At 61.5% G+C, this 24,518-nt stretch carries 30 protein-coding genes, 5 pseudogenes and 1 riboswitch; of the genes and pseudogenes, 16 read left to right on the top strand and 19 right to left on the bottom strand.

The genetic code is table 11. The features are described from left to right. Nucleotides 1–49 precede the first annotated feature (49 nt). Nucleotides 50–520 carry a nucleoside deaminase gene (locus AC0NID_RS27720; protein ID WP_473457503.1) on the bottom strand — a complete coding sequence of 157 codons (471 nt, stop codon included), beginning with the start codon at nt 518–520 and terminating at the stop codon, nt 50–52. A 156-nt stretch (nt 521–676) separates the two neighbouring features. On the opposite strand from AC0NID_RS27720, the gene AC0NID_RS27715 reads away from it, so the two are divergent. Then, a complete protein-coding gene (locus AC0NID_RS27715) occupies nt 677–871 on the top strand; it encodes a hypothetical protein (RefSeq protein WP_473522323.1) in 195 nt (64 codons plus the stop codon). A 71-nt stretch (nt 872–942) separates the two neighbouring features. Here the strand turns inward: AC0NID_RS27715 and AC0NID_RS27710 are convergent, their stop codons facing one another. Further along, nucleotides 943–1,617 (bottom strand): protein-L-isoaspartate(D-aspartate) O-methyltransferase, encoded by a 675-nt coding sequence (locus tag AC0NID_RS27710; protein WP_473457501.1) that lies wholly within the window; start codon nt 1,615–1,617, stop codon nt 943–945. Nucleotides 1,618–1,923: 306 nt separating this feature from the next. On the opposite strand from AC0NID_RS27710, the gene AC0NID_RS27705 reads away from it, so the two are divergent. Together AC0NID_RS27705 and AC0NID_RS27700 are read left to right on the top strand one after the other, a co-directional pair. After that, the gene (locus AC0NID_RS27705) at nt 1,924–2,262 is read left to right on the top strand and encodes a hypothetical protein (RefSeq protein ID WP_473457500.1); all 339 of its coding nucleotides are present in this window, start codon (nt 1,924–1,926) and stop codon (nt 2,260–2,262) included. Nucleotides 2,263–2,271: 9 nt separating this feature from the next. Continuing rightward, on the top strand, nt 2,272–2,835 hold the full coding sequence (locus tag AC0NID_RS27700; RefSeq protein ID WP_473457499.1) for an RES family NAD+ phosphorylase: 564 nt from the start codon (nt 2,272–2,274) through the stop codon (nt 2,833–2,835). Nucleotides 2,836–2,916: 81 nt separating this feature from the next. Here AC0NID_RS27700 and AC0NID_RS27695 read toward each other — a convergent pair. Next, nucleotides 2,917–3,123: pseudogene (locus AC0NID_RS27695) on the bottom strand (site-specific integrase); the annotation flags it as partial. A 2-nt stretch (nt 3,124–3,125) separates the two neighbouring features. Between AC0NID_RS27695 and AC0NID_RS27690 the strand changes: the two are divergent. The 3 genes and pseudogenes from AC0NID_RS27690 to AC0NID_RS27680 all read left to right on the top strand — a co-directional run. After that, nucleotides 3,126–3,364, top strand: a pseudogene (locus tag AC0NID_RS27690) (plasmid maintenance toxin (PemK-like)); the annotation flags it as partial. Nucleotides 3,365–3,465: 101 nt separating this feature from the next. After that, entirely contained in the window at nt 3,466–3,711 is a 246-nt protein-coding gene (locus AC0NID_RS27685) for a type II toxin-antitoxin system VapB family antitoxin (RefSeq protein ID WP_473457498.1), read from the top strand. Further along, the gene (locus AC0NID_RS27680; protein WP_473457496.1) at nt 3,711–4,139 is read left to right on the top strand and encodes a type II toxin-antitoxin system VapC family toxin; all 429 of its coding nucleotides are present in this window, start codon (nt 3,711–3,713) and stop codon (nt 4,137–4,139) included. Before AC0NID_RS27685 ends, AC0NID_RS27680 begins: the two co-directional genes overlap by 1 nt. Nucleotides 4,140–4,199: 60 nt before the next feature. Here AC0NID_RS27680 and AC0NID_RS27675 read toward each other — a convergent pair whose 3' ends face one another. The 6 genes from AC0NID_RS27675 to thiC are packed head-to-tail and all read right to left on the bottom strand — an operon-like array spanning nt 4,200 to nt 9,329. Further along, entirely contained in the window at nt 4,200–4,964 is a 765-nt protein-coding gene (locus AC0NID_RS27675) for a hydroxymethylpyrimidine/phosphomethylpyrimidine kinase (RefSeq protein ID WP_473457599.1), read from the bottom strand. After that, entirely contained in the window at nt 4,955–5,560 is a 606-nt protein-coding gene (locus AC0NID_RS27670) for a thiamine phosphate synthase (protein WP_473457495.1), read from the bottom strand. The genes AC0NID_RS27675 and AC0NID_RS27670 overlap by 10 nt, the downstream gene beginning before the upstream one ends. Beyond that, nucleotides 5,557–6,330 (bottom strand): thiazole synthase, encoded by a 774-nt coding sequence (locus AC0NID_RS27665; protein ID WP_473457494.1) that lies wholly within the window; start codon nt 6,328–6,330, stop codon nt 5,557–5,559. The genes AC0NID_RS27670 and AC0NID_RS27665 overlap by 4 nt, the downstream gene beginning before the upstream one ends. 4 nt (nt 6,331–6,334) lie before the next feature. Next, nucleotides 6,335–6,532, bottom strand: a complete 198-nt coding sequence (gene thiS / locus AC0NID_RS27660) for a sulfur carrier protein ThiS (protein WP_473457493.1) — start codon at nt 6,530–6,532, stop codon at nt 6,335–6,337. After that, the gene (thiO, locus tag AC0NID_RS27655) at nt 6,532–7,503 is read right to left on the bottom strand and encodes a glycine oxidase ThiO (RefSeq protein WP_473457491.1); all 972 of its coding nucleotides are present in this window, start codon (nt 7,501–7,503) and stop codon (nt 6,532–6,534) included. Before thiO ends, thiS begins: the two co-directional genes overlap by 1 nt. Beyond that, nucleotides 7,500–9,329, bottom strand: a complete 1,830-nt coding sequence (thiC, locus tag AC0NID_RS27650) for a phosphomethylpyrimidine synthase ThiC (protein ID WP_473457490.1) — start codon at nt 9,327–9,329, stop codon at nt 7,500–7,502. Before thiC ends, thiO begins: the two co-directional genes overlap by 4 nt. A gap of 99 nt (nt 9,330–9,428) precedes the next feature. Further along, a riboswitch (TPP riboswitch) is annotated at nt 9,429–9,545 on the bottom strand. Between the two features lie 362 nt (nt 9,546–9,907). Between thiC and AC0NID_RS27645 the strand changes: the two genes are divergently transcribed. The 4 genes and pseudogenes from AC0NID_RS27645 to AC0NID_RS27630 all read left to right on the top strand — a co-directional run bounded on the left by AC0NID_RS27645 (nt 9,908) and on the right by AC0NID_RS27630 (nt 12,049). Beyond that, nucleotides 9,908–10,564, top strand: coding sequence for a TerC family protein (locus AC0NID_RS27645; RefSeq protein WP_473457489.1), 657 nt, complete (start codon nt 9,908–9,910; stop codon nt 10,562–10,564). 102 nt (nt 10,565–10,666) lie between these two features. Further along, nucleotides 10,667–11,049, top strand: a pseudogene (repC, locus tag AC0NID_RS27640) (plasmid replication protein RepC); the annotation flags it as partial. A 90-nt stretch (nt 11,050–11,139) separates the two neighbouring features. Continuing rightward, on the top strand, nt 11,140–11,571 hold the full coding sequence (locus tag AC0NID_RS27635) for an antitoxin Xre-like helix-turn-helix domain-containing protein (RefSeq protein WP_473457598.1): 432 nt from the start codon (nt 11,140–11,142) through the stop codon (nt 11,569–11,571). Next, nucleotides 11,568–12,049, top strand: a pseudogene (locus AC0NID_RS27630) (RES family NAD+ phosphorylase). Before AC0NID_RS27635 ends, AC0NID_RS27630 begins: the two are co-directional and overlap by 4 nt. A gap of 471 nt (nt 12,050–12,520) precedes the next feature. Here AC0NID_RS27630 and AC0NID_RS27625 read toward each other — a convergent pair. From AC0NID_RS27625 to AC0NID_RS27605, 5 genes and pseudogenes are all read right to left on the bottom strand, one after another. Then, a pseudogene (locus AC0NID_RS27625) lies at nt 12,521–12,991 on the bottom strand (tyrosine-type recombinase/integrase); the annotation flags it as partial. Between the two features lie 6 nt (nt 12,992–12,997). Then, a complete protein-coding gene (locus tag AC0NID_RS27620; RefSeq protein ID WP_473457488.1) occupies nt 12,998–14,134 on the bottom strand; it encodes a site-2 protease family protein in 1,137 nt (378 codons plus the stop codon). A 220-nt stretch (nt 14,135–14,354) separates the two neighbouring features. Next, nucleotides 14,355–14,795 carry a CBS domain-containing protein gene (locus AC0NID_RS27615; protein ID WP_473457486.1) on the bottom strand — a complete coding sequence of 147 codons (441 nt, stop codon included), beginning with the start codon at nt 14,793–14,795 and terminating at the stop codon, nt 14,355–14,357. Nucleotides 14,796–14,938: 143 nt separating this feature from the next. After that, complete coding sequence (locus tag AC0NID_RS27610; RefSeq protein ID WP_473457485.1) at nt 14,939–15,355, bottom strand: HD domain-containing protein; 417 nt, start codon at nt 15,353–15,355, stop codon at nt 14,939–14,941. 78 nt (nt 15,356–15,433) lie between these two features. Further along, nucleotides 15,434–16,405, bottom strand: coding sequence for an SDR family oxidoreductase (locus AC0NID_RS27605; protein WP_473457484.1), 972 nt, complete (start codon nt 16,403–16,405; stop codon nt 15,434–15,436). 33 nt (nt 16,406–16,438) lie between these two features. On the opposite strand from AC0NID_RS27605, the gene AC0NID_RS27600 reads away from it, so the two are divergent. The 3 genes from AC0NID_RS27600 to AC0NID_RS27590 all read left to right on the top strand — a co-directional run bounded on the left by AC0NID_RS27600 (nt 16,439) and on the right by AC0NID_RS27590 (nt 17,645). Further along, nucleotides 16,439–16,579 (top strand): hypothetical protein, encoded by a 141-nt coding sequence (locus AC0NID_RS27600; protein WP_473457483.1) that lies wholly within the window; start codon nt 16,439–16,441, stop codon nt 16,577–16,579. Nucleotides 16,580–16,956: 377 nt separating this feature from the next. Continuing rightward, nucleotides 16,957–17,202: a type II toxin-antitoxin system prevent-host-death family antitoxin gene (locus tag AC0NID_RS27595; protein WP_473457482.1), complete on the top strand. Its 246-nt coding sequence runs from the start codon at nt 16,957–16,959 to the stop codon at nt 17,200–17,202. Beyond that, entirely contained in the window at nt 17,199–17,645 is a 447-nt protein-coding gene (locus AC0NID_RS27590) for a PIN domain-containing protein (RefSeq protein WP_473457481.1), read from the top strand. The genes AC0NID_RS27595 and AC0NID_RS27590 overlap by 4 nt, the downstream gene beginning before the upstream one ends. 255 nt (nt 17,646–17,900) lie before the next feature. On the opposite strand, the gene AC0NID_RS27585 is transcribed toward AC0NID_RS27590, so the two are convergent. Further along, entirely contained in the window at nt 17,901–18,548 is a 648-nt protein-coding gene (locus AC0NID_RS27585; protein WP_474033345.1) for a helix-turn-helix domain-containing protein, read from the bottom strand. Between the two features lie 397 nt (nt 18,549–18,945). Between AC0NID_RS27585 and AC0NID_RS27580 the strand changes: the two genes are divergently transcribed. Beyond that, complete coding sequence (locus AC0NID_RS27580) at nt 18,946–19,941, top strand: zinc-dependent alcohol dehydrogenase family protein (RefSeq protein WP_473459121.1); 996 nt, start codon at nt 18,946–18,948, stop codon at nt 19,939–19,941. 306 nt (nt 19,942–20,247) lie between these two features. On the opposite strand, the gene AC0NID_RS27575 is transcribed toward AC0NID_RS27580, so the two are convergent. Next, nucleotides 20,248–20,709, bottom strand: coding sequence for a DUF302 domain-containing protein (locus AC0NID_RS27575; protein WP_473459123.1), 462 nt, complete (start codon nt 20,707–20,709; stop codon nt 20,248–20,250). Nucleotides 20,710–20,824: 115 nt separating this feature from the next. On the opposite strand from AC0NID_RS27575, the gene AC0NID_RS27570 reads away from it, so the two are divergent. Next, nucleotides 20,825–21,775 carry an MBL fold metallo-hydrolase gene (locus AC0NID_RS27570; RefSeq protein ID WP_473459125.1) on the top strand — a complete coding sequence of 317 codons (951 nt, stop codon included), beginning with the start codon at nt 20,825–20,827 and terminating at the stop codon, nt 21,773–21,775. A gap of 3 nt (nt 21,776–21,778) precedes the next feature. Here the strand turns inward: AC0NID_RS27570 and AC0NID_RS27565 are convergent, their stop codons facing one another. The 3 genes from AC0NID_RS27565 to AC0NID_RS27555 are packed head-to-tail and all read right to left on the bottom strand — an operon-like array spanning nt 21,779 to nt 23,666. Then, nucleotides 21,779–22,873 carry a YeeE/YedE family protein gene (locus AC0NID_RS27565; RefSeq protein ID WP_473459127.1) on the bottom strand — a complete coding sequence of 365 codons (1,095 nt, stop codon included), beginning with the start codon at nt 22,871–22,873 and terminating at the stop codon, nt 21,779–21,781. A 30-nt stretch (nt 22,874–22,903) separates the two neighbouring features. Beyond that, nucleotides 22,904–23,290 (bottom strand): ArsR/SmtB family transcription factor, encoded by a 387-nt coding sequence (locus tag AC0NID_RS27560; RefSeq protein WP_473459129.1) that lies wholly within the window; start codon nt 23,288–23,290, stop codon nt 22,904–22,906. A gap of 7 nt (nt 23,291–23,297) precedes the next feature. Then, the gene (locus AC0NID_RS27555) at nt 23,298–23,666 is read right to left on the bottom strand and encodes a thioredoxin domain-containing protein (RefSeq protein WP_473459131.1); all 369 of its coding nucleotides are present in this window, start codon (nt 23,664–23,666) and stop codon (nt 23,298–23,300) included. Nucleotides 23,667–23,776: 110 nt separating this feature from the next. Between AC0NID_RS27555 and AC0NID_RS27550 the strand changes: the two genes are divergently transcribed. Continuing rightward, nucleotides 23,777–24,511 (top strand): cytochrome c biogenesis CcdA family protein, encoded by a 735-nt coding sequence (locus AC0NID_RS27550; RefSeq protein ID WP_473459133.1) that lies wholly within the window; start codon nt 23,777–23,779, stop codon nt 24,509–24,511. The last annotated feature ends 7 nt before the right edge of the window (nt 24,512–24,518 follow it).

Here is a 24,518-nt window from a genome sequence, read left to right as displayed (position 1 = left end):
CGGCCGCCGTCATCTGCTGGCTCTGATCAATGAGTCCGAAGCCGAGGCTCTAGGCTTTGCCCAGATGCTTTGGCCAGAATTGCTGATGCACTTCGGCGGCTTCGTCTTCGAGGTTCGGGCCAACCACAGTGACGATGCGCGCGCCGGTTTGCAACACCGCCCGGCTCGGCACGTTCAACCCGATCCCGGCGATCTCGCCAAGCCGCGCTTCGGAGCACGCAAATACCATACGCCCGATGCCCGACCAGTAAATCGCCCCGGAGCACATCGCGCACGGTTCGGTGCTGGTGTAGAGCGTGCAGTCAGCGAGAAAAGCAGTGTCGTAGTGCTGCGCCGCCAATTTAACGAGGTTCATCTCGGCATGGTTCGTCATATCGTGGCCGGTGAAGACGCTGTTTTCGGCGCGCAGGATTACTTCGCCGTCCTTCACAAGCACCGAGCCAAACGGTTCGTCGCCGCGTTCCATCGCGGATTTCGAGAGCGCAATCGCCTCGCGTAGAAACGGCTCGTGGTTTTCCATCAGAGTCTCCCCAAAAAGCTGAAGCGGGATGATTTAGTCTTGAATCGGAGGGATTTCCAAGGGTCTGCAAATCAGATTCAAGTGCCGGCGCGCAACTTGTAACATTGGCGCAAACGCCGAGGTCAGATCCGCCATCAGGCGGCAGAAGTGACGGTCTTGGTGACGCGAACACAGGCAGGCGTTCTCGCATTGGGAGCCGACAACGATGTGTGTATTGCCTTCTCAGACAAGACGATCGAGGAGTTTGACCTCCACACCATCGAGCTGCGCCGCCTACGCTATGACGGCCAGGAGCGCGGACTCTTCGTCAGGCACGCCCATGCGCTCGCGCGCCATTCCCGAGCCGATTGATCCTGCTGACCCGGACTGGATCCTGGCATCAGGCGTGACGACGAAAAATCCCGGTCGCGCTGCACCTTTCATTAGGCGGTTTCGAGCCGGCTGAACCGGACTGGGATAAGCTGCCGAGTCTCGAGCTGTCCTGCCACATCCTTGTCGATGACAGTCAGAAACTGTGCTTCTTCAGGCCCCAAAGGCAGAACCAGGCGTCCTCCCGGCTTGAGTTGCTTCAATAAAGCCGGCGGTGTCCGTTCAGCCGCCGCCGTGGCCAGGATCTTGTCGAATGGGGCGTGCTCGGGCCAGCCGCGCGACCCGTCTCCGACGCGAATGCCGACATTGGACAAGCCGAGGCCCTGCAGGAGCGCCTCCGCATGGCTGGCGAATTCCTCGACGATTTCGACGCTCCAAACTTGCCCGGCGAGCACCGCGAGAATTGCGGTTTGGTAGCCCAGCCCGGTGCCGATCTCGAGTACCGCCTCGTGCGGTTGCGGCGCAAGGAGATCGGTCATGAGAGCCACAATGAACGGTTGCGAGATGGTTTTGCCGAAGCCGATCGGGAGCGGCATGTCCTGGTAGGCATAAGGCGCAACCGACGCTGGCACGAAGAGATGCCGGGGTATCCGCCCCATCGCCGCCATGACCCGCTCACCGAGCGCCGCCTTGCCAAGTTCGTCGCTTGCGAGATCGGTATGGATTGCTATCATCTCGACCATGTGCCTGCGCAGCACCGCGAGATGCTCTTCGTTCATTGGCTTCATGACCGTCGGGCTGTCCTCAACCAGGCTTGCTGCCACAGATAGCCTTCTATCCCGTTCCTCAAACGCCCGCCATCGTTTCCAGTTGCTGTGTCCTACAGCGAGCGGAGGTGATTTGGGCGTTGCGTTCTGGCCTGTTACGAAATGATTACACAATTGACATTTGTGAAATCAATCTGTAATTATCGGCATGAAGTGTGTGCCCGATGAGCAAGAATGTCGTTAGTTGCGGGCCAACCACGTGAACCGGTTCCGCTGCGCCGGCAGGCGACGGTGCCCAGAGCAGATTCGAGCAGGTAGGGTAATGTCGTGAGCACAGCAGTGATGAGAATTCTGGATGATCTGCGCTCACGCGGTGGACTTCAGGGCAAGGACATAGCCAACATCGTTGACGTGTCGACGGCGACCGTATCGCGGTGGTCCCATGGTAACGGTTCCCCAAATCTGCGGACCCAGACGGTCATCGCGGATTTGCGCTACGTCGTCGAGCGCCTGTCGGATTTTTACACAGCCGACGAAACGCGGCTTTGGCTGCATTCGCGTCATCCGCTCCTCAACAATGAGCGTGCCATTGATCTCATCAATGCGGACCGGACGCAGGAAGTTCTGGCTGTAATTGAGCGGCTCGACGCCGGCGCATACGTCTAAGATTGTCGGGTGGAGCGGCGCGCGCGCGATCCGGATCTGCTCGACGCGCTCGACGCGCATGACGGCGTTTCTTTTGAAGGTGAAGGGTGGCGCATTGTGCGGGAAGAGCGGGAACCTTTACAGGGCTATCCGTCTCGCGCTCGATGGGATCCGGGCACCTTCGATGTTCTTTACACCTCGCTCGAGCGCGAAGGCGCCCTAGAGGAGATCCACTTCCACCTCAGTCGGCAACCTGTCTTTCCCTCGAAAATTCGGTCGGTTCTTCACCGAATTTTGGTCCGCACCCAACGAACGCTGAGGATAGCCGATCTTGCTGCATTGGAAGGCCTAGGAGTCTCGCCCGAAACCTATGGATCGCTCAGCTACGAACGAACGCAGGAGATCGGTGATGCAGCCGCCTTTCTCGGCTTCGACGGCATCTTGGCGCCGAGTGCACGCTGGCCATGTCAGAACCTGGTGCTGTTCACAGAGCGGTTTACTCCAGCCGATTTAAGGGTCGTCAACTCCGAGCCGGTTGATTGGGCAGACTGGCGCGCTCGGAGAAACGAACTCAAACGAACGAACGATCGTTGAGGTGAGGGAAGATGCCGAGTGCCGAAGCCGTGGGAGTGAACGCGCTTGAACCAAGAGTATCTCAGGCCTCTGCCAATCTGGTCAGGCAAGAACCCGCGCCGCCCGCCCGTGCGTCCGTTCCGCGTCATTGTAGTAGTTGGAGGCTTGGCTGATCGAGCGATGCTGCGATAGCTGCATGGCTTCCGGCAGCGGAATGCCGCAACGTGCGGTCTCGCTGAGATAACCGGAGCGCAGGCCGTGGGCGGAAAACGCAGTCGGGTCGAACCCGGCCTTGGCAACACGACGCTGAAATCAAGGTCGGCCAGGTCTTCCGTTATTCCTGTCTTTGGCATTGGCAACACCGCGAGGGCGGGAGGAAGGTGACAAGGACCGGCCGTGCCTCGTGCTGGCACTGGTCGCCATGCAGGAGGATGGCACGCCGGTCGTCCGCGTCCTGCCGATCACCCATACGCCGCCGTCCGATCCCAAAGATGCCATCGAGATCCCGGCTGCGGTCAAGCTGCGGTTGCGGTTCGACGGCGAGCGGTCGGGTTTATCGACCATCTAGATAGCGGAGGAGCGGTGTCGCCCGAAAAAGCCTAGCGGATATATCGATGATGCGCTATATAGATATCCAAAGGAGATATCCAGATGGCTCTTTTTATTCGGGATGCCGAAGTCGACGCGCTGGCGGAAGAAGTCCGAAAGCTCACCAAAACGAGAACAAAGACCGAAGCAGTGCGGCAGGCCCTGCGAACGCAGCTCGCGCATGCGCGGCGGTTACTCCCCGTCAACGAGCGGCTGGCCCGTTCCAAGGCGCTGGCCGATGCCATGGGCCCCAGCGATCCCACCTTCGACATGAAGGCCTATACCGACGAGATGTGGGGCGAGGCCTGATGTTCCTCGATGCATCTGTTATCGTCGCGATCCTTGGTCGCGAGCCCGGATTCGAGGAAATAGAAAAGCGGTTGTCAGTGTCCGACGGGGCGTTTTTCGTTTCGCCTCTGGTGACGTTCGAGGCATCAGTGGCCTTGGCGCGGCAGAAGGCATTCGTGGCCGCACCGAACACCAAGCCGTCGCCGGCCCTGCTGCAGCAGGCAGAACTTGCGGTAAGGGCGTTCGTTGATGACCTCGATGCCCAAGAGGTGCCGATCTCGCCAGAGATCGGCAAGCAAGCGATCAACGCCAGTGTGGCCTATGGAAAAGCCGTTGGGCATGTCGCTGATCTCAACTTCGGCGACTGTTTCGCTTACGCATGTGCCAAGGTGCTGGGCGTGACACTTCTCTACAAGGGTAATGATTTCGCCCACACCGATCTCGCATAGCGTGGCTACCGACGACGGGGTGCCGCGGCGGATGGGACCACTCCAATCTCCGTGAAGTCCTCAATCCCGAGAACCGATTTTCCGAAGCTTCTCGAAAACCAACACCTTGCTATTGCGCACGCTGTCTTCAAGCAGGCTTCCGTTCGCCAGATGCGCGGCAATGGCACTGGCTAACATGCAACCCGTCCCGCGCATCGATCCGGCAAGACGCGGCGCATCGAAGCGGACGGGTCCTTGACCTGAGCGCAGCAGGATGTCCGTGGATCGGCATCCTGCGGCATGGCCGCCCTTGATCAGCAAGGCCTGCAGCCCGGCGCTCAGCAGTTTTTGACCCTGTTGCAATGCGCCGTCCTCGTCCATGGCCAGTTCCGAGCCGGCAAGCACAGCCAGCTCGATGAGGTTGGGCGTGACAAGACGGCAAAGCGGGATGAGTTCATGCTTCAGGACGTCGATGGCACCTGTTTCCAGAAGCGGCCTGCCCGAAGAAGAGACCAGCACCGGGTCGATGACTGCCGGTATCTGTGGGTTTTGGCGCAGCACATCGGCGACGGCGACGATGATCTGCTCCGTTGCGAGCATGCCGATTTTGATCGCTCCTACCTCGTTGGCTTGCAGCGCCGCACACATCTGGTCGGCCACCAGATCGGCTTGCAGATTGTGGATTTGCGTGACGGCTTCATGCGTCTGCACCGTGACGGCGCTAACGGCAAGGCAGGTGCGCACGCTAAGCGTCGAGATCGTCTCGATGTCGCGGGCTATGCCGGCGCCGCCGCTGGAGTCGGATCCGCCAACGACAAGCACATGCGGTTCGCGCCTCAACGCCATCGGTCTGTCTTTTCGATCCACTCGCGCGTTCGCGCTTCCGGAACGGCGTTCAATGTTATGTCGGTCACGACCGCGGCGCTGTCCGCACCAGCGCCGAAGACCCCCTCGAGCCGGTTGGGGTTGAGCCCGCCAATCGCAACCAGAGGTGTCGGCGCGATCCGGCGCTTCCATTCGCCAATCCGCTCAAGCCCCTGCGGCGCCCATTTCATCTTTTTCAGGATGGTCGGATAGACCGGGCCGAGCGCTATATAGTCCGGTCTTGCGGCAAGGGCTGTCTCGAGTTCGCGATGATCGTGCGTGCTGAGGCCGAGACGGAGACCTGCAGCCCTTATCCGGGCAAGATCCGCCGCTTGCAGATCTTCCTGCCCGAGATGAATGAAGTCGCATTCCTCCTCGATCGCCAGCCGCCAGAAGTCATTGATGATGAGCTGGCATTTGTAGCGGGCGCACAAGGCCTTCGCCTTGCGGATCTCGGCGCGCAGCGCAGCCTCGTCGAGGTTCTTGACGCGAAGCTGCACCAGGCTGACGCCGAGCGGCGCCAGCCTTTCGATCCAGGCGGCGCTGTCGACGATCAGATAAAAAGGGTCGAGTTTCATTGAAAGACAGCCTGGCCAATCGTCGGCGTCGATGGGACGGCGACGTCGCGCGGCTCGAGCAGGCCCGAGCGATAGGCCTCACGGCCGGCGCCGACCGCCTTGCCGAATGCGCGCGCCATGCCGACCGGATCTGCGGCCTTGGCCACCGCCGTGTTGAGGAGCACAGCGTCGAAGCCGAGTTCCATCACCACAGCCGCGTGAGATGGGCGGCCGATGCCCGCATCCACGATCAGCGGGACATCCGGAAAATGGCCGCGCATCGAACGCAGCGCGGTGACATTTACCGGTCCGAGCGCCGAACCGATCGGCGCGCACCACGGCATCAGAACCTTGCAGCCTATCCCCAGCAGCCGCTCGGCGACGACGAGATCATCCGTGGTATACGGGAATACGGCAAAACCGTCTTCGCACAGGATTCGCGCGGCCTCGACCAAACCGAACACGTCAGGCTGCAGCGTGTCATGATTGCCGATCACCTCGAGCTTGATCCAGTTGGTGCCGAAGATCTCGCGCGCCATCTTTGCGGTGGTGACGGCTTCCTTGACGGAGTGACAACCGGCGGTGTTGGGCAAGACGTGCAACTGCAATGATTGGATGAGCGACCAGAATTTCTCTCCACCCCTGCCGCCTGCCATTTCGCGGCGCAATGAGACGGTCACCGCCGATGCGCGCGATGCCTTGACCGCATCGGCCAGAATGGCCGGCGAGGGGTACTGCGCGGTGCCGAGAAGCAGGCGCGAGGCAAGCTTCGTTCCGTAAAGCTCGAGCACGTTGCTAACCCCCTTGCATCGGTGAGAGAATTTCGATCCGGTCGCCGTCCTTCAACTGGAACAGTGTCCGCTCAGTCGCATGCACGAGGTCGCTGTTCACGGCCGTTGCAAGCCAGCTGCCTTCGTAGTCGAGCGCAGCGAGAAGCTCCGCCAGGGTGGCGGCGGCGATCTCATGCGCTTCGCCGTTGACTGTCAGTTTCATCAGCAAAGCTCCACTGGTCTGTCGGAATAAAAAACAAGCTCGGCCGCCTGGCGCGCCATGGCGGGGGCGAGCAGGAAACCGTGGCGGTAGAGTCCGTTGATGGCGATTGTCTTTCCGCTCATCTGGACGCGCGGCAAATTGTCGGGAAAGGCCGGGCGAATGCCGACGGCCGTCTCAACGATGGCAGCCTCGCCGAAGGCGGGATGAACCGAATAGGCGCCATTCAGGAGTTCCATCATCGAGCGCGCCGTGACCGGTCCTGCCGACAGGCTCTCGATCATCGTTGCGCCTGCCATGAAATGGTGGTCGGCGCGCGGCACCAGATAGAGCGGCAAGCGCGGGTGCAGCAGCCTGACCGGGCGCGACAGCGAAATATCCGGCGCATGCAGGATCAGCATCTCGCCGCGAACGCCGCGCAGCCTGTCATCGCGGGAAGCCATGCCCGTGCAGTCGATCGCGCGGTCGAACCCCGTCATAGATTGGGCGTCCACTCCGAAGCGGAATTCGACGCCGCTTCCGGCGAGCTTTTCATGCAGCGCCGCCATTGCACGGCGTGGATCGAGATGGGCTTCGCCGGGGAAGAACAGCCCGCGGCCGAAACGGCCGGCGAGATCGGGCTCCAGCAGCGCAATTTCGTCTTCGTCGACCAGCCGATGGCCCGAGGTGCGGCTTGCAAAGCGGTCGAGTTCGCCCGCATCCCGCGGCATCGCCAAAACCAGCGTTCCGGCCCGCGTGACACGGCCCGGCAGCGCCGCATCCCACCACTCGGCGGCGTCGCGTCCGAGATCCAGCACCGGCTGCTCGGCGCTTTCGCGCTCGCACCAGGGCGCCAGCATGCCGCCGGCCATCCATGAGGCGTTGCCGCTAAGGCCATCGCGGATTTCGGCGACGGTCACCGCCGCACCGCGGGCGGCGAGTTCGCAAGCGGCGGTGAGGCCGGCGATGCCGGCCCCCTTGACCAGAACCCTCATGACGGCTCCGACACCTCCGGTCCAGGCGGGTCGCCGTTCACCGCCATATAGAGATCACCGCCCTCGCGGTATTTCGCCGCCATCGCCGCCATGCCCTCTTTCTGGGCCTCGGCCCGAATGTCGTGGGAGATGCGCATCGAGCAGAATTTCGGCCCGCACATGGAGCAGAAATGCGCCAGCTTGTGCGCCTCCTTCGGCAAGGTCTCGTCGTGGAAGGAGCGCGCGGTTTCAGGGTCGAGCGACAGGTTGAACTGGTCTTCCCAGCGAAATTCGAACCGCGCCCGCGACAATGCATCGTCACGCAGCTTCGCTGCCGGATGACCCTTGGCGAGATCGGCGGCGTGAGCGGCTATTTTGTAGGTGATGACACCGGTCTTGACGTCGTTGCGATCAGGCAGGCCGAGATGCTCCTTGGGCGTGACGTAGCAGAGCATGGCCGTGCCGTACCAGCCGATCATCGCCGCCCCGATGCCGGAGGTGATGTGGTCGTAGCCCGGCGCGATGTCGCTCGTCAGCGGCCCGAGCGTGTAGAACGGCGCCTCGCCGCAGACTTCGAGCTGCCTGTCCATGTTCTGCTTGATCTTGTGCATGGGGACATGGCCCGGCCCCTCGATCATCACCTGGCAATCCTTGCCCCAGGCGATCCTGGTCAGCTCGCCAAGCGTTTCCAGTTCGGCGAATTGCGCCGCATCGTTGGCGTCGGCGATCGAGCCGGGACGAAGGCCGTCGCCAAGCGAGAACGACACGTCGTAAGCTCTGGCGATATCGCAGATTTCCTCGAAATGCTCATAAAGGAAGCTTTCGCGGTGATGATGCAGGCACCATTTGGCCATGATCGAGCCGCCCCGGCTGACGATGCCGGTGACCCGGTCGACTGTCAGCGGGATGTAGTGCAGCCGCACGCCGGCATGGATCGTGAAATAGTCGACGCCCTGTTCGGCCTGTTCGATCAGCGTGTCGCGGTAGACTTCCCAGCTCAGGTCCTCGGCGATTCCTCCGACCTTCTCAAGCGCCTGATAGAGCGGAACGGTACCGATCGGCACCGGCGAATTGCGGACGATCCATTCGCGGATGTTGTGGATGTTGCGGCCGGTGGACAGATCCATCACCGTGTCGGCTCCCCAGCGGATCGCCCAGACCATTTTTTCGACCTCTTCGGCCATCGAGGAGGTGACCGCCGAATTGCCGATATTGGCATTGATCTTGACCAGGAAATTGCGGCCGATGATCATCGGCTCGCTCTCCGGGTGGTTGATGTTGGCGGGAATGATCGCCCGCCCGCGCGCCACCTCGTCGCGCACGAATTCCGGCGTGACGAAATCAGGGATCGCCGCGCCGAAAGACTCGCCGTCGCGCTGCATCCCGCCGCGCAGGCTCTCGCGGCCGAGATTTTCACGAATGGCGACGAACTCCATCTCCGGGGTGATGATTCCGGCGCGCGCATAGGCAAGCTGCGTCACCGCTTTGCCTGCCAAGGCCTTCAGCGGCCGGTGGCGGACAGGAAATTCCGGCGTCAGCCGTTCGCCTGAGGCGAAGCCGTTGTCCTCCGGTCTGACATTACGGCCTTCCCTAGATTCGACATCGCCGCGCGCCTTGATCCACGCGTGCCGGAACCGGGAAAGTCCGTTCTCGATATTCGTCTCGACGCTCGGATCCGTATAGGGCCCGGACGGATCGTAGACGGTGACGGGCGGTTCGCCGGCCGTCGGATGGACGGCGATTTCCCGCATCGGCACCCTGATTTGCGGGTGGATCGTGCCGGGTTTGTGGATCTTCCTCGAGGCGGGCAACGGTCCCGTCGAGACGGCGGGGGTAATGGCATTCATTTGAGGCTCCTTTGCTCATGCATTGGAGACCCAGTTCTGTGCCGGAAGGATGAAAAGACGCTTTTCCTGCCTGCTTACAGGTTTTCGGGCATGAGGCCCCGCAAAGCGCTTGCACCGTCCCTACGCCAGTATGAACTGGATCAGGTTCAACGGGTCACTGCGCCGCAAAAGCCAGCAGTATCTCAGCCCCTTGCCGGGACTCCCCTGGTGAATGCGTCAAGTTGAGCGGGCGATCGCTATCTTGTCAAGCGCCTTCGGGCTGCCGCTGGCGGGAAGAGCACCCGAAGAAACCGATCGCAGTACCGCGCAGCCATGAGCGTGAGACCTGGTCTTGCATATGCCGGAGCACATTTAAGTCTTGAGTTTGTCGCATTCCGCAATTAGCTAGGTGCTACCAGGCCGGGCCCCTCTGGCAGTCCATCAGGACTGTGATGTCGGACTGGAATTTTAATCCGGGTGGCCTGGCTTTGAGATCTCTTCAGCTGTAGCGGCATTTCTCCTGTCATACGCGGTGTCCGCGTTGCTCTACGGTTTTGCTCGCAAGCCGCGTCACCCCTAGCTGAACGCAAGGGTGCCGTATGACAGAATTTTTCAGTCCCGAAGCAATGACCGCTCTCTTGCAGGTCATCATGATCGACCTGGTGCTGGCCGGCGACAACGCCATCGTTATCGGCCTTGCCGCGGCCGGGCTGCCCAAAGAGCAGCGCAGAAAGGCGATCCTCATTGGCATTGTCGCAGCGACCGTTCTGCGCATCGGCTTTGCGGCCGCGACAACCCAGCTCCTGCAGATCGTCGGCTTACTGTTGGCCGGCGGTGTGTTGCTGTTGTGGGTATGCTGGAAGATGTGGCGCGAACTCCGGCAAAACCATGCGCAGGAAGCACAGGCGATCGAAGCGCTTTCCGAAAATGACGTCGACCACGACGGCATCGTAGCCGGCAAAGCTCAACGCAAGACCCTGGCGCAGGCAACCTGGCAGATCGTCATCGCCGATGTGTCCATGTCGCTCGACAATGTCCTGGCGGTAGCGGGTGCCGCGCGCGAGCACCCGAACGTGTTGATCTTCGGCCTTATCCTCTCCATCGCGCTGATGGGCATTGCCGCAAGCTTCATTGCCAATCTGCTCCAGAAGCATCGCTGGATCGCCTATGTCGGGCTGGTGATCATCCTCTACGTAGCCGGCGAGATGATCTATCGCGGTGTGGTTGAACTTCTGCCGCACGTCGCGGGCTCTTAAAAATGCAAAAGGCAGGCAGGCCGGAACAGCGTCGTTCCGGCCTGCAGCTGTTCGAGACCAGCTCTACGCCGACGACCAGGCGCTCTCGCTCGATCCGGCGGTAGGGCGGCGGCCGAGCCACTAACGAGGACCGCAGAGCCGCCGAAAAGCTATCCGCTGGGGCTAGTGCTGAAGGCCTGCCCCGAAATTGCAGACTACGCCGTTGAGGGGATCGGCAACTGGCGCGATTTCATGAGAACCGCCGCCCAGGTGCGAGGATACCTGGTGTTTCGCCGTCAGCGTATGAGGATGCCTGCCATGTCATGGGGCAGGAAATCGCCGCGGTGGTGATTGCCTGCATTCTGCAGCGGGCAAAGCACATGGAGTCAGCTGGTGGCTATCTGCGCGTTCTCACCGAGAAGGCGAGGGCAGGGCAGTTTTCGGCCGGGACGATGCTGATGGCCGCGTTGCGAGCGAACGGCGCCACCGCAAGGATGGCAGGTTAAAACTGTTGGCGGATCGGTTCGCGCTGATGCAAGCGGCTTGCACGGCGCACCATGTGAGGCTATATTTTGCCTCAAATGGAGTGGAGCGTGATGCTAGCGTTCGGCAATGTCGCCGACGTGTTGGGGCTGCCCGTTGAAGAGGTGGCGGCGCGGTCGCCTTTCGGGCTGATCTCCCGGATCGAGAATGGACTTCCCATCGGGGCGCTCGAGCGCGTTGCGCATCTTCTGGCGCCTGGCGATGCTCAGTTCAAATACCGGCTGATCCCCAAGGCGACCTACGAGCGGCGCAAGGCGGTCCATCGCCTATCGTCGGACGAGGGCACACGATTGGCCCGCGTGGCGCGCGTCTGGGGCCTTGCTGTCGATGTCTGGCAGAACGAAGAGGAAGCGCGCGATTTCCTGTTTCGGCCGCACCCGATGATCGAGGACAAGCGACCGATCGACGTCGTTATCCTGAGCGAGTTCGGCGCCGAAATGGTGGTGGATATCCTCGCAAGTCTGAAGTACGGCAGCGCTGCGTGACGGCGCAGACTCTCGATCGCACGCTATCGTCCTTTCGCATCGGCGATCCGGCCGGCACCTACCCGATCTTTGACGCGACCGGCTCGACAATTGCGCCAGGCCGATGGAACACGCCCGGAAGTCCCATCATCTACACCAGCGAGCACTATTCGACCGGCCTGTTGGAAAAGCTGGCGCATGGCAGCGGCCGACTGCCGCCGAACCAGCACTACATCGAAATCACGATCCCGCACGGGCTGAGCTATGAGGTCTTTTCCCAGCCGTCACTGCCCGGCTGGGACACGATGCCGGCGACGGTGAGCAAGGGATTGGCGAAACCTGGTGTTTAGAACGGCGCAGCGTCATCCTGCTGGTGCCGAGTGTCGTGGCGCGTTTCGATTGCAATGTGCTGATCAATCCGGCGCATCCGGAGTTTTCAAGGATCCAGACAAGTCTGCACCAGCCCGTCTACTGGGACCGGCGGCTGTTTGGCGCGTGACGAGGAGGGGAGGGGCTTCTGTCGGCTACAGCCGCTATCTCGGCTTGTTTCGTCCTTGCCCGGTGGCCGCCTGCCACCCCAGAAAGCGCGCTCTGCATCTGCCGTAGCCACCGGCATCCCTGTCGTACCAGAGGAAAATCGTGTTTCTTTCAAAGGGAAACCGCACACAATGCTTTCTTATCGCGTAAAACCCCTTGCTGATTGGATCCACCATGCGTTCAGTGAAGATTGAGGCAGATGTTCACCTCGTGTCAGATTGAGCAAACAATCCACGCGTTGCTGCCTTCATCTTTCATCGATCGCCACGCCATAAGATTATTTCGCTGTCTGGATGCCACCATGGAGCATGAATAGCCCGTCCGACTTTGGGGTTGTCGGTTTTACTTCCCGATTTCAGTTGAAGCGCTAAGGTGAAAATCCCGCTCTCCCGGACCGTCACGTTGCGACATCAGGCGGGGAGGGGAGGCGCCTTCAGACCCCGGACGCCTTGGTGAGATTGACCCGGAAGCGGTCACGCCGCCGCTGATACCTGGGGGTCATCTCGGCGCTCGTGTGGCCGAGTTGCTTCTGCACATAGCGCTCGTCGACTTCGGCCGAGGAGGCGAAGCCGGCGCGCAGCGAATGGCCGGCAAAGAGCTTTCCGCGTTCGCCTTCCGGCAGGTCGCCGCGTACTCCGGCCGCCAGCGCGGTCCGCTTGACGAGGCGGGCGACCTCCTGGTCGTTGAGCCGATCGGCGCCGACCGCTTTGCCCTGGCCGGTGATGCGCCGGAAGAGGGGACCGAGTTTGAGCCAGGTTTCCACGGTTACAACCGGGCAGGTGGCATCGGACGAGCCGCGCCCGACTTCGACCTGCCGCCAGCCGGTCTTGCCGCGAAGGGAAACGAGCATGCCCTTGTCGAGGACCTCGATCCAGCCGCGGCCGTCTTCGGTCTCAGAAAACCCTCGTGCTCAGATCCGAGTGAGTCGCGGCTTGGCCCCACGCAAACGGCCAAAACGGAAGGTGTCCGAAACGGCAGAGCGGACCATAAGCATCTCGCCAATGGTTTCGTGCGTCATGAGCCCGACCAGCCGTTCGGAACTGTCCACGACGGCAATGGCAGGCACATCTGCCTGCTGCATGAGCCGCAGGCTTTCCTCGAGGCTTTTGCGGTGATGTATTTTCGGGATATCGTTGCGCATTGCGCTCGTAACCGGTGCAGCAGGTCCCTTTTCCTTCAATGTCCGGATCATGTCGTCGCGTGTCACCAATCCCTGGAGATGGCCAGCCAGGTCGATGACAGGGAATTCGTGCTGCGTGGTGGCGAGCAGCATTTCGATTGCCTCGTCGAGCGTCGCCGACTGTTCCAGCCGGGCGAACTCGGTGATCATGACGTCCCCGACCAGCACGCTTGTGGCAACCTGCCGGATTTGTGCGTTCTGTGCTTCCGCCGCCGCGGCAAGATAGACGAAGATGCCGATGAAGATCAGCAGCGGGTTGTAGAACAGCCCAAGGAATCCGAAGACGAAGGCCAATCCTTGCCCGATCGAAGCCGCGATCTGGGTCGCGCGCGACCAGGAAAGGCGGGCAGCAAGGGCGGCGCGCAGGATACGGCCGCCATCCATCGGGAAGGCCGGGATCATGTTGAAAATCACCAGGAAGACATTGACCCCGGCAAGCCGGGCGAGAAAGTTCGTACGCGGATCCTCGATCCCGGCCATCTGTTCGACACCCGCCCACCCGCCGAGCAAGGCGAAGATCAGCGCGGCGATCGCGACATTGACCAGCGGTCCCGCCACCGCGATCACGAATTCCTGTCCCGGCTCTTCCGGCATGCGTTCGAGCCTGGCCACGCCGCCGATCGGCAAAAGCGTGATGTCGGGCGTGCTGATGCCGAAATATCGTGCCGCGGCGATGTGGCCGAACTCATGCAGGACCACACAGGCAAAGACGGCAATGATGAAGGCAACGCCTTCCCACGCCGCCGGCGCGCCGCCGATCCGATAATGCGTTAGCCAAATCCAGACGAGCAGAAGCAGGAAGGTAAAATGGACGCGCACGGTCGTGCCTGCAATCGTCCCGAGGTTCAGCGACCAACCCAAATCCATCCACTCCGAAAGGCCACCCTTCATCATAGGCCTTGGCGGGACGCTTGCAATCGTCCGCGAATATCTGCGCTCATGCTTGTCGTCTGCAACCGCGAACCGCGGGCCACCCCGGCTGCGAGATGCCCTTGGACCGGCGCCTGGCTGACGAGCCAACGGGGCGCCCGCGCCGGCCGACGCTCCGCGCAACGATACGTTGATCCCGCCCTAATGTGTCACGGCGTCAGTTGTGAGCGGTTTGCGAATGCTCGCCGCCCGGCACCGAGATGCCGCTTAAAGCCTCTCCGGCTTCTGCCGCTTCGCCGTTGGTCGCGAGATCGCCAAGCGAGATGATGCCGACAAGCCTCTTGTCACGGTTCAAAACCGGTAGCCGTCGCACCCGCAGGTCGCCCATGTTCTCGAGCACATGCTCGACGTCTTCGTCTTCGAAGCAGTATTTGACCTCCGGGCTCATGACATCGCGCACCTTGGTGTCAGGTCCCTTGCCCGATGCTACGCCGCGGATCGCGATATCACGATCGGTGATCATCCCGACCAGCCGATCGTTATCGCCCACCGGCATCACCCCCGCGTCAAGCCTGCCCATCATCTGCGCCACTTCGCCAATGGATTGTTCGGGGTTCGCGATCTCAACATTCCTGGTCATGCAGTTACCGACTTTCATGGCAATCTCCCTTCACGTGCAAAACCCGCCGCCGATTTGGTGTCGATAAGCGGGGAACGAACTCTTCGGCGGTAACGTTCCCTCAAATCTGGATTGAATCGCGCTATGTCTTTGACACGCCACCGCACACGGCAATCTTTGCCTCAGTCGTCGAATTCTTCATCGAGGATCCGCAGGCCGTCTTCATATTTCGACGTCGAGGCGCCAATCTGTCGTGCCTGCCACAGATTGTCGGCGAGATCCGCGCGCTTGACCGGCAGCGCCAAGGGATTGGCTGCTGCCCTGCGCACGAAAGCGAGGTCGTCCTCGCCTGGCCTGCGTGTCATGGCATCGACGGCCGACACGATGGAGGTTCCGAAACCAGCCGCCTCGAGCCGATCGCGGTCCCAGTCGTCGGCCTTCTCAAGCACGTCATGAAGGTAGGCAACGGCCTTCTGGTCGAGCGTTTCGACGGCGTCAACGACCCGGCGGCAATGTTCGATATAGGGCCGTCCGGTCTTGTCGGTCTGCCCGGCATGAACCTGTTCGGCGATTTTCGCCGCGCGGTAAAACATGCTCATCGTGTCTGGCCCTTGCGTTGCCGCCGCCGAGATCCTTGAGTTCCGGCCCGCCATCCCGGCGAGCCGGTATTTCCGCCGTCAATAGCCTCCGATGATCGGCAATATCTCGCCGGTGATGTAACTCGAGCAGTGCGGCGAGGCGAGGAACACGTAGGCTGGCGCGATCTCTTCCGGTTGCGCCGGCCGTTTCATCGGCGTGTCCGCGCCAAACTTCGAAACGTCACTGGCTTGCTTGTCTGATGGATTGAGCGGCGTCCACACCGGTCCCGGCGCCACGGCGTTTACTCTTATGCCCTTGCTGATCAGGTTGCCCGAGAGCGCGCGCGTGAAGGCATGAATGCCGCCCTTGGTCATCGAATAATCGACCAGTTGCTTTGAACCCTCGATGCCGGTTACGGAGCCGCTGTTGATGATCGCCGAACCGGGCTTCATATGCGGAACGGCCTCCTGCGCCATGTGAAAATAGCCGTAGAGGTTGGTCTTCAGCGTGGTGTCGAAATGCTCTTCGGTCAGATCGCCGAATTCGCTGGAATGGATCTGGAAAGCGGCGTTGTTGACCAATATGTCGATCCGCCCGAACTCCTTCACCACCTCAGCCACCGCATTGTGGCAGTGGTCGCGCTCGCTGACGTCGGCCTTGACCAGCATGCAGCGCCTGCCTTCGGCTTCCACCGCCGCCTTCGTCATTTCGGCATCCTTGTCCTCGGACAGATAGACGATCGCCACGTCCGCGCCTTCGCGCGCGTAGAGCACGGCCACGGCTCGGCCTATGCCTGAATCGCCGCCGGTAATGACAGCCACTTTGCCGTCGAGCTTTTTTGATCCGATATAGAACGGCGCATCATAGAGGGGCGCCGGCTCGATTGCCCATTCGTGCCCCGGCTTCGGCTGGTGCTGTTTGGGAAAGGGCGGTTCGGGATATTTGCGCGCTCCGGCCTGCATGGCGCCTTGCTGCTTGCCTCTGGATTTCGATTTGTCCTTGGCATCGATGCGACGCTGGATGTGGCGCTGCTTCGCAGCTTCGCCGGCAATCTCGGATTTCATCTGCATGGCTATCTCCTTGGTTTGGAGAATGAACAACGCATGTCCGGCAAAAAGGTTTATGCGATGGCGTCATTACTTCGCTCGGGCGATGCGCTCGAGAAACGGCCGTTGCAGCCGCGGCAAATGTCCGACAATACACAAGCCGGCGTTCCTGAACGTTTGCATGACGCCATCGCCTGATTGCGCCGCCGAAATGACGCGTTCGCCGAGCGTGATCCACCGCCTTCCCACCGCTCGGCGCGCGGCGGTGAAGCCGGCCAGCGTGCCTTCGGCGAAGCGTCTGGCGGGTCGCAAGGTACCGACGAACCGTCGTAGCATTAGATGGGCTGGCGTAGAAATTACCGACAGGCGTTATCCAGGTGCCGCATCGAACGATGTGCAAATCAAAAGGAACATCTGTTTTGTTCTGATTGATGAGCGTTAGCTGGTTCGACAAAGCGCCGATGAAAATCGCGCCTCCAATTCGGCCGCGACCCACCGAGCGATCCAGTGATAGCTCTTGAAAGTTTACTCCTGCCTGGCTAAGTAGGTATAATAACTACTCTAGGAGGCCCGTCATGGATGAAGCTGTCTCTGCAGCGGAGGCAAACCGCAAGTTCTCTCTCATCCTGCGTGGCGTTCGCGAGGGGCATAGTTATGTCGTCACAAGCCACGGCCGGGCGGTGGCGCGCATCGTTCCTGCCGGTGAATACCGGGACGTGGCCGGTGGCACGCGGGCGGCCCTCTTGGCCCGGCTTGAGAAGCAGGCCGTCGTGAATGTCGGTCGCTGGACGCGCGATGAACTGTACGAGGATGAACCGTGAAGGTTGCCCTCGACACCAACGTTCTCGCTTACGCTGAGGGCGTCAACGGGGCCGACAAGCGGACGGTCGCGCTGAATGTTGTGCGGCGCCTGCCACAGGATGCTGCAATCATACCAGTTCAAGTACTCGGCGAACTGTTCAACGTTCTCGTCCGCAAAGCAGGAAAGACGCGCGTGGAAGCGCGTGACGCCTTGCTTGGCTGGCGTGACGCATTTGCTGTCGTTCAGACATCTGTAGAGGTCATGCAGGCGGCGGCCGATCTCGCAACGGACCATCGGTTGGGCATCTGGGATGCCATTATCCTGTCGGCATCGTCGCAGGCTAAGTGTCGCTTGCTCCTGTCCGAAGACCTTCAGGAAGGTTTTACGTGGGGAGGGGTCACGGTAATTAACCCGTTTGCTGGAGAGCCACACGCGCTGTTTGAGGCACTTTTGCGCGATTGACAGAAGCAGCCAGCAATAACCTGCAATAAGAAGACCAGTTCGCGCAGGCACCGTAAGGATTTCCCTATGGTCGAGGACACGGACGCCATCTACGGCGTCTATCGCGAGCGGATGCTCGAGGCGCAGAAGAAGCATCTGCCGGCGCTCCAGGCGACCATGCGGGGCGAATGACAAACCAGACCGGGACGCTTTGGAAATCGCAAGGCCTCCCGAACCGCTTCGTGCGCTCTGCACCGATGCTGTCGAGACCGCCGATCATTCGCTCATATAACGAAGCGCGTCGTGTTTGAGGATTTCGATGCTGCGCAGGTTGAGCAGGCGGATGACGCCCTTGTCCTTCAGCCGGGTGAAGATCCGCGATACGGTTTCGATGGTGAGGCCGAGATAGTCGCCGATATCCATGCGCGACATCGGCAGTTCGACCTGCCGCAATCCACCCTGCCGCTCCGCCATGTCGACCAGGAAGGCGGCGATGCGTTCGATGGCGTTCTGGCGGCCGAGCACCAGGAGGTGTTGCTGGGCCCGTGTCAGTCCCTTCAGCGCCAGGGGCAGCAACTGATGCGACATGTCAGCCCCGGCGGCGAAGCGGAAGACGCGCACGCCGGTGGCATTGATCGCTTCGGCGAAGAAATGATGCGTGGCGCCGGCTTCGAAACCGAAGGTCTCTCCAGCCAGATGGAAAGCGCTTATCTGCCGGCGGCCGTCGGCCAGCAGGCGGTAGACGCGGACGGCGCCGAACTCGACCTGGTAGAAGGCGCCGGCCTTTTCGCCCTGGGCATAGATTTCGGCGCCGGCGGGAAAGAAGCTGAGCGGTTGCAGCGGTGCGGTGTCGAACGCCGCCGGCTGGCTCGGCTGGGCGGCGTGCGAGGGCAGGGCAATCCTTGAGCTCGTGTAGGCGTGCATGGCTGTTCTCCCGGTTGGTCCGTGACACAGCAATCGCGTGAATCGGCAGATCGCGAAATTCGGTTATGTCCCTACGGGAAACTACCTAGAGCTCGACCGGGCGGCCCCGCGGCCGCTAATATCGGCAAAGTATATCTGTCGCGTTCGGCAAACATATGCACGGTTGGCCTAGCGGCTCAGGACGCGAAATGGGTTTGACTCAGGACAAGGAAGGCAATCGAACTTTGCGCGACAGGTCGACTTCGCAAGAAATGCCTGGCGACTGGCTCGCATGGCCGGCGTGCGCATGCCCGGCGTGCGCGTGGTCGAAGACCGCATGACGATCGCTTGGTAATGTACTGGACACCAAAGAGAGGTGGATCGTGATCCGCTTCCGTTTGCAGTGGTGGGAAACGTCATGAAAGCGATGGTGCTCGAAAGCGTCGGCACCCTTTTGAAGCCGGTCGACCGGCCCGATCCCATACCCGGGGTTGGTGAGATCAGGCTGAAGGTCGAGGCATGCGCGGTCTGCCGCACTGACCTGCATGTCGTCGACGGCGATCTGCCTCATCCAAAACTGCCGCTCGTCCCAGGGCATGAAATTGTTGGCATCATTGATTTGGTCGGTGAAGGGGTCGCGCGGTCCCGGCTTGGTCAAAGGGTAGGGGTGCCCTGGCTCGGGCACACCTGCGGCTGCTGTCGCTATTGCGCCGCAGGCACTGAAAACCTCTGCGATCAGCCACTGTTCACCGGCTATACACACGATGGCGGCTTCGCCAGCCATGTCGTGGCCGACCAACACTTCGCCTTCGATCTGGATGCGGACGCCGATCCCATATCGCTGGCGCCGCTGCTTTGCGCCGGCCTCATTGGCTGGCGATGCCTGAACAAGGCAGGCAACGGCAAGCTGCTCGGGATCTATGGCTTCGGCGCTGCCGCGCATATCGTCGCCCAGGTCGCGATCTGGCAAGGTCGTGAGGTTTTCGCGTTCACGCGTCCAGGCGATAGAGAAGCTCAGGAATTTGCACGCTCGCTCGGCGCGAAGTGGGCCGGCGGCTCGGACGAACGTCCAGCCGAACTGCTCGACGTTGCGATCATCTTCGCTCCCGTCGGCGCTCTGGTGCCGACTGCGCTGCGTGCCGTGCGCAAAGGCGGCCGGGTGGTGTGCGGGGGCATTCATATGAGCGACATTCCGGCGATGCCCTATGGATTGCTTTGGGGGGAACGGGAATTGGTGTCGGTTGCAAACCTTACACGCCGCGACGCGGAAGAATTCTTTCCCATTGCCAAGCGTGCGCAGGTTCGCACGCACACAAGGGCCTATCCGCTGGGACAGGCCAATCAGGCGTTGGACGACCTGCGCGCCGGCAGACTCAAAGGCGCCGCGGTCCTGGTCCCGTCATTGGGCATCTAGTCCGGCATCGACCCAACCGAGACCATCGGCGAAAGCGCGGAGCTAGTGACCTGATCTTCGCCGTCTTCGTCTGCGCATGGAATTCTCAGGGAGCCCCAAAAGCATCCTGATCAGAGGCCGTTCGCACAGGCACAGTGTCAATCGGCGTGAGGTCTCCGCCCCGATCGGCTCGACGAGGCATTGAAATCGCAGCTGGGTGGGGTCACGCCATGGTGCCGGCTCAACCGCTATGGTCACGGCTTGCTTTCGGCTTGGTTCCTTCAGGCGGCCCTTGAAAGTTCACAGCTAGCCAGCGCCACAGCAAGCTCACTTTCCCGCGGCGTCCTTGGCAATCTCGTCCAGAAGATCGTTCACATCGTCGCGCCCCTTGCCGTCGGGCAGCCTGCGAAAGCCGATGGTCACTTCACCTGGCTTTTCCTCAGTTTCGTAGCCGAAAAGGATGTAGGGGCAGTAAGCGATGTTGCCGATGTCGGCCTCCATGGCCCTGCGTGAAAGGACTGCGGAGCAGAACTGGATGAACTCGGCGTTGCGGTAAAGCGGCTTCGCGCCGCCGACGTCTTCGGATGTCCGTTTCAGCATTTCGCCAATACGGCCTCGGTAGTCGACGACATAGCCGCGATTGACGACGCCGTCCTCGAGGTCGCCCATGACGTCGGTGAATTCGGCGGCCACCGTGTAGGTCGTGACATCGGCCTGTGCAGCAGCAGCGGATGCGAGCCCCAACCATGCCGATGCGAGGATCGTTGCTGATTGTAGAAAGCGTTTCATCGGCGTCCTCCCTGTCCGCCGGGAATTGTGCACCGGCAGCCTTGCAATGCTAGCGCATGTCGCACAAATATGCAAAAATCTCTATGTATGTTCCGCTGGCCAGGAATCCGAACAAATGTCCCCCATTGCGACCAATGCTCACGCTGTCGATCGTCGCAAGTTCCTGTCTGGTGTGGCAAAAGCTTTGCTCGCAGCGCCCCTGTCTTCCCTCGCAACCACACGGTCTTCGGCCATCGGACACATTTCGCTGGGCGATGGCGACCTCACCGTGGTCAGCGACGGGTTCATGCAACTTCCGGTCGGCTTTTCTTTCCCGGGCGCTCCACAAGATGATCTTAAGATGCTCCTGTCGGATGCCGGCCTGTCGAGGGACACCCTGAAAAACGATTGCAACATCACTTTGCTGCGGCGTGGCGACCGGCTTGCCATCTTCGATGTCGGCGCGGGCTCGAACTTTCTGCCGACCACGGGTAAATTGCTCGAGAACCTTGCCGAGACCGGCATTGAGCCAAAGGACGTCACCGATGTTATCTTCACGCACGCCCACCCGGATCATCTCTGGGGCCTCCTAGACGAGTTCGACGAACTGGTCTTCTCCAATGCCCGGTATCAGATCAGCGCGGACGAGTGGGATTTCTGGTCGTCACCCAAGGCAGTGGAGGTCATGCCCGAGGATCGCAAAGCCTTTGCCATCGGCGCTCGAAACAGGTTTGCTGCGATCGAAGACGTTGTCAGCTTCTTCAAGCCGGGCGACGAGGTATTTCCGGGTGTGGAAGCGGTGGACACGAAGGGCCATACGCCGGGGCACGTCTCCTTCGCCGTGCACGGTAGCACCGAGCCGGTGCTGATTGTGGGCGACGCCATCGTCAATGTCGCGATATCACTTGCACGCCCCGACTGGCCGATGGCAAGCGACCAGGACCCGCAGGCAGGAGCAAGCACGCGTTCTTGGCTTCTGGACCGTATTGCGACAGAGAAGATGCGGCTGATCGCGTTTCATTTTCCGCATCCCGCCTCTGGCCTGATCGAGCGAAAGGACAACACCTATCGCTTCGTCCCGGCATGAACGCTACTCGGCGGGCTCGCGCCTGAATTCCCGGAAGGCAGCAAAGGGCGAGCCCTCTATCAGGTAGGCAAGCCCCATCCGCGCGCCAATTCCAATCGAAACCAGAACCACCGGAGCCGAGATCGCCAACGCCGAGACGGCGCTCACGCCCTGCCCAATGGTGCAGCCCATCGCGAAAACGCCGCCCACACCCATGAGAAATCCTCCGGCCAGATGACGGCCCAATTCCCGCGCGTCGTCGCAGGCCTCCCAGCGCACATCCTTTCGTCCAAAGGCACAGGCTGCTGCTCCAACAACCACGCCGACCACAAGTCCGACACCGTAATCGGGGAATTCGCCGGTGAAGGTAATGAGCTGGAGGATGGTGTCGGCGACCGGCACGACGAAGGAACCGGCCTCGATTTGCACGGGCTCGAAGGCGTGACGCGCGGCATAGGTTGTGGCAGCCCAGCCGAATGCAATCGCTGCGCCGATGATCGTGCCGACCGCGATACTGCCCCATTTCGATCGATACCCGCCGTCGCGGAAGACCCACCAGAGCATGCCCAGTGCGACCAACAACACTACGAGCCAACGGACGTCGGCTCCCACGGCGGCGGAGGCGATTGATGCAAGCGACTGGCCACCAATCCCCGACATGTCGATGCCGAGGCTGTCGACGACCGGCACCCGCGCTTGCGCGATCAGACCCTTCTGCGCCGCCAGCGCCGATACACCGAGCATCGAGAGCACCACAATCGAGCGCAGACTTCCGCCTCCGGTGCGGACAAGCGCACCAAAGCCGCATGTGCCGACCAATGCCATGCCAAAGCCGAAGGCGAGCCCACCGAGTACGTAGCCGGTCCAGACGAAGTCCGACGTGAGATAGAAACTCGCGCCGATATCGGCGTAACCGGCGGCAGCCAGGATCTGCGTCAGGGCAAGGGCCACTGCCGCGGCCAAAACCCAGGTGCGCAGGCCGGCACTATCGCCCGCATACCAGTGGCGTTCCAGCGCCGACATGGTGCAGAAATGCTCCCGCCGCGCGAAATAGCCCATCACCGCCCCGGCGGCGAGGCCGGCGAACGGCAAGAACCATGGCGAGGTCGCCAGTTCCATTGTCTCCTCCCTGGCGCAACAGCCTTCCAGCTACTCCACGCCGCTAACCGAAGCGGCGCGATCGCCGCGTTGCTCCGGACTCCTCACCGGAGCGCAAAACAGATCATAAAGCGCCCCGATGACCGAAGCCACTTCACGGCTCGCGATCGAGTAATAAATGGCGCGACCGTCGCGGCGCGTGTTCACCAGACCGTCCAACCGAAGCCTGGCGAGTTGCTGCGACACCGTCGCCTGCGGCATGCGCATGATGTCCTCGAGCTCCGAGACGGATCGCTCACCTTCCGCCAGCAGGCAAAGGATAAGAAGGCGGCTCTCATGCGACAACGCCTTGAGCAGATCGCTTGCCTTGCGGGCCTGCTCCAGCAGCTCGTTGAAATCGGCAGGCGATTGGCTTTCGCCGAGTTTTGGAAGCATCATCTGAAAATCAATTCGTATTCTCTTGCGGCAGATTGGCGAGAAGTTCGCCGACACGATACCAGAAAAACACATCGCCTACATAGCCGCGCAGCCTGCCGACTTCCGCACCTTCATGAAGCAGCACGAAGGTCGGCGTGAACCGTTCCTTCCGAATGCCCGCCAGATCCTGCGGCCACGGTTCGGTAATGTCCACGCGGCGAAGCGGCGCTCGGCGCCCTTCGGCCGTCTTTGCCCACGCCGGCGCAATTTCGGCATCGAAACGGGCACACCAGACGCAGCCCGGCTGCTCCATCATCAGCAACTCGGCGGCCTCGGCCCTGGCAGTCACTTGCGCCAGCGCCATGGCGCCGATCGCGGCCGCGACAATGCGCGCCATGTTCGATCTCCAATCCATCATTTGCAATATATATAAAAATCTGAATATTACCAGCGGGGCGGTGGCCGGACGATGGCGCCCTGTCAACGGCAGCGGTGGTGGGCTCGAATATGCTGGATATCAGTCTCGGCGGCGCGTTCCTGGCGGGGCTTTTGTCCTTCGTATCGCCCTGCGTGCTGCCGATCGTTCCCCCCTATCTTGCCTGGCTGGCAGGTGTCAGCTTCGAGCAGCTTCGCGCGCAACAGCCCAACGCGGCTCAGCGCCAGCGTGTCGTTTTCGCCGCGCTGACCTTCGTGCTCGGTTTCAGCACGGTTTTTGTCGCCCTTGGCGCGACAGCGAGCGTCATCGGCCGGGCGATCGCACAGTATTTTGACGTGCTGTCGGTAATCGCCGGGGCCATCATCATACTTATGGGGCTGCATTTCCTTGGGGTTTTCCGCCTCGCGCTGCTCTATCGCGAGGCGCGGGTGCGGATTGTCCGCAGGCCAGCGGGATTCCTGGGCGCCTACGTCATCGGACTAGCCTTCGCTTTCGGCTGGACCCCTTGCGCTGGACCCGTGCTGGCGGCAATCCTTTTCGTGGCTGGATCGGAAGGAACGGCGGCGCAAGGCGCCCTTTTGCTCGCCCTCTACTCATCTGGAATCGGGCTTCCGTTCCTGCTGGCCGCGCTGTTTGCCAGCCGTTTCCTGAACTGGGCCGCCAGGCTCAAGCGGCACATGCGCAAGGTCGAGATGGCGATGGGAGCGCTATTGGTCGTTACCGGCGTGCTGTTCATGACAGGACAGATGTCGACGATGGCCTATTGGCTGCTCGAGACATTTCCAGCGTTCCAATCGGTAGGGTAGGAGGACA

The organism is Mesorhizobium sp. WSM4821 (assembly GCF_055901555.1).
Note: the sequence above shows the minus strand (reverse complement) of the source record. Positions and strands in the feature narration are given on the sequence as shown.

Bases quoted from the DNA above. Each gene is read 5' to 3' on its own strand.
- AC0NID_RS27685 (WP_473457498.1), top strand. From the start codon at position 3,466: ATGGCTCTTTTTATTCGGGATGCCGAAGTCGACGCGCTGGCGGAAGAA.
- AC0NID_RS27550 (WP_473459133.1), top strand. From the start codon at position 23,777: ATGCTGGATATCAGTCTCGGCGGCGCGTTCCTGGCGGGGCTTTTGTCC.
- thiO (WP_473457491.1), bottom strand. From the start codon at position 7,503: ATGAGGGTTCTGGTCAAGGGGGCCGGCATCGCCGGCCTCACCGCCGCT.
- AC0NID_RS27605 (WP_473457484.1), bottom strand. From the start codon at position 16,405: ATGCAGATGAAATCCGAGATTGCCGGCGAAGCTGCGAAGCAGCGCCAC.
- AC0NID_RS27610 (WP_473457485.1), bottom strand. From the start codon at position 15,355: ATGAGCATGTTTTACCGCGCGGCGAAAATCGCCGAACAGGTTCATGCC.
- AC0NID_RS27675 (WP_473457599.1), bottom strand. From the start codon at position 4,964: ATGGCGTTGAGGCGCGAACCGCATGTGCTTGTCGTTGGCGGATCCGAC.
- thiS (WP_473457493.1), bottom strand. From the start codon at position 6,532: ATGAAACTGACAGTCAACGGCGAAGCGCATGAGATCGCCGCCGCCACC.
- AC0NID_RS27600 (WP_473457483.1), top strand. From the start codon at position 16,439: ATGTCCGGCAAAAAGGTTTATGCGATGGCGTCATTACTTCGCTCGGGC.
- AC0NID_RS27580 (WP_473459121.1), top strand. From the start codon at position 18,946: ATGAAAGCGATGGTGCTCGAAAGCGTCGGCACCCTTTTGAAGCCGGTC.
- AC0NID_RS27585 (WP_474033345.1), bottom strand. From the start codon at position 18,548: ATGCACGCCTACACGAGCTCAAGGATTGCCCTGCCCTCGCACGCCGCC.
- AC0NID_RS27565 (WP_473459127.1), bottom strand. From the start codon at position 22,873: ATGGAACTGGCGACCTCGCCATGGTTCTTGCCGTTCGCCGGCCTCGCC.
- AC0NID_RS27555 (WP_473459131.1), bottom strand. From the start codon at position 23,666: ATGGCGCGCATTGTCGCGGCCGCGATCGGCGCCATGGCGCTGGCGCAA.
- AC0NID_RS27720 (WP_473457503.1), bottom strand. From the start codon at position 520: ATGGAAAACCACGAGCCGTTTCTACGCGAGGCGATTGCGCTCTCGAAA.
- AC0NID_RS27575 (WP_473459123.1), bottom strand. From the start codon at position 20,709: ATGAAACGCTTTCTACAATCAGCAACGATCCTCGCATCGGCATGGTTG.
- thiC (WP_473457490.1), bottom strand. From the start codon at position 9,329: ATGAATGCCATTACCCCCGCCGTCTCGACGGGACCGTTGCCCGCCTCG.
- AC0NID_RS27595 (WP_473457482.1), top strand. From the start codon at position 16,957: ATGGATGAAGCTGTCTCTGCAGCGGAGGCAAACCGCAAGTTCTCTCTC.
- AC0NID_RS27560 (WP_473459129.1), bottom strand. From the start codon at position 23,290: ATGATGCTTCCAAAACTCGGCGAAAGCCAATCGCCTGCCGATTTCAAC.
- AC0NID_RS27710 (WP_473457501.1), bottom strand. From the start codon at position 1,617: ATGAAGCCAATGAACGAAGAGCATCTCGCGGTGCTGCGCAGGCACATG.
- AC0NID_RS27645 (WP_473457489.1), top strand. From the start codon at position 9,908: ATGACAGAATTTTTCAGTCCCGAAGCAATGACCGCTCTCTTGCAGGTC.
- AC0NID_RS27570 (WP_473459125.1), top strand. From the start codon at position 20,825: ATGTCCCCCATTGCGACCAATGCTCACGCTGTCGATCGTCGCAAGTTC.
- AC0NID_RS27635 (WP_473457598.1), top strand. From the start codon at position 11,140: ATGCTAGCGTTCGGCAATGTCGCCGACGTGTTGGGGCTGCCCGTTGAA.
- AC0NID_RS27680 (WP_473457496.1), top strand. From the start codon at position 3,711: ATGTTCCTCGATGCATCTGTTATCGTCGCGATCCTTGGTCGCGAGCCC.
- AC0NID_RS27615 (WP_473457486.1), bottom strand. From the start codon at position 14,795: ATGAAAGTCGGTAACTGCATGACCAGGAATGTTGAGATCGCGAACCCC.
- AC0NID_RS27670 (WP_473457495.1), bottom strand. From the start codon at position 5,560: ATGAAACTCGACCCTTTTTATCTGATCGTCGACAGCGCCGCCTGGATC.
- AC0NID_RS27620 (WP_473457488.1), bottom strand. From the start codon at position 14,134: ATGGATTTGGGTTGGTCGCTGAACCTCGGGACGATTGCAGGCACGACC.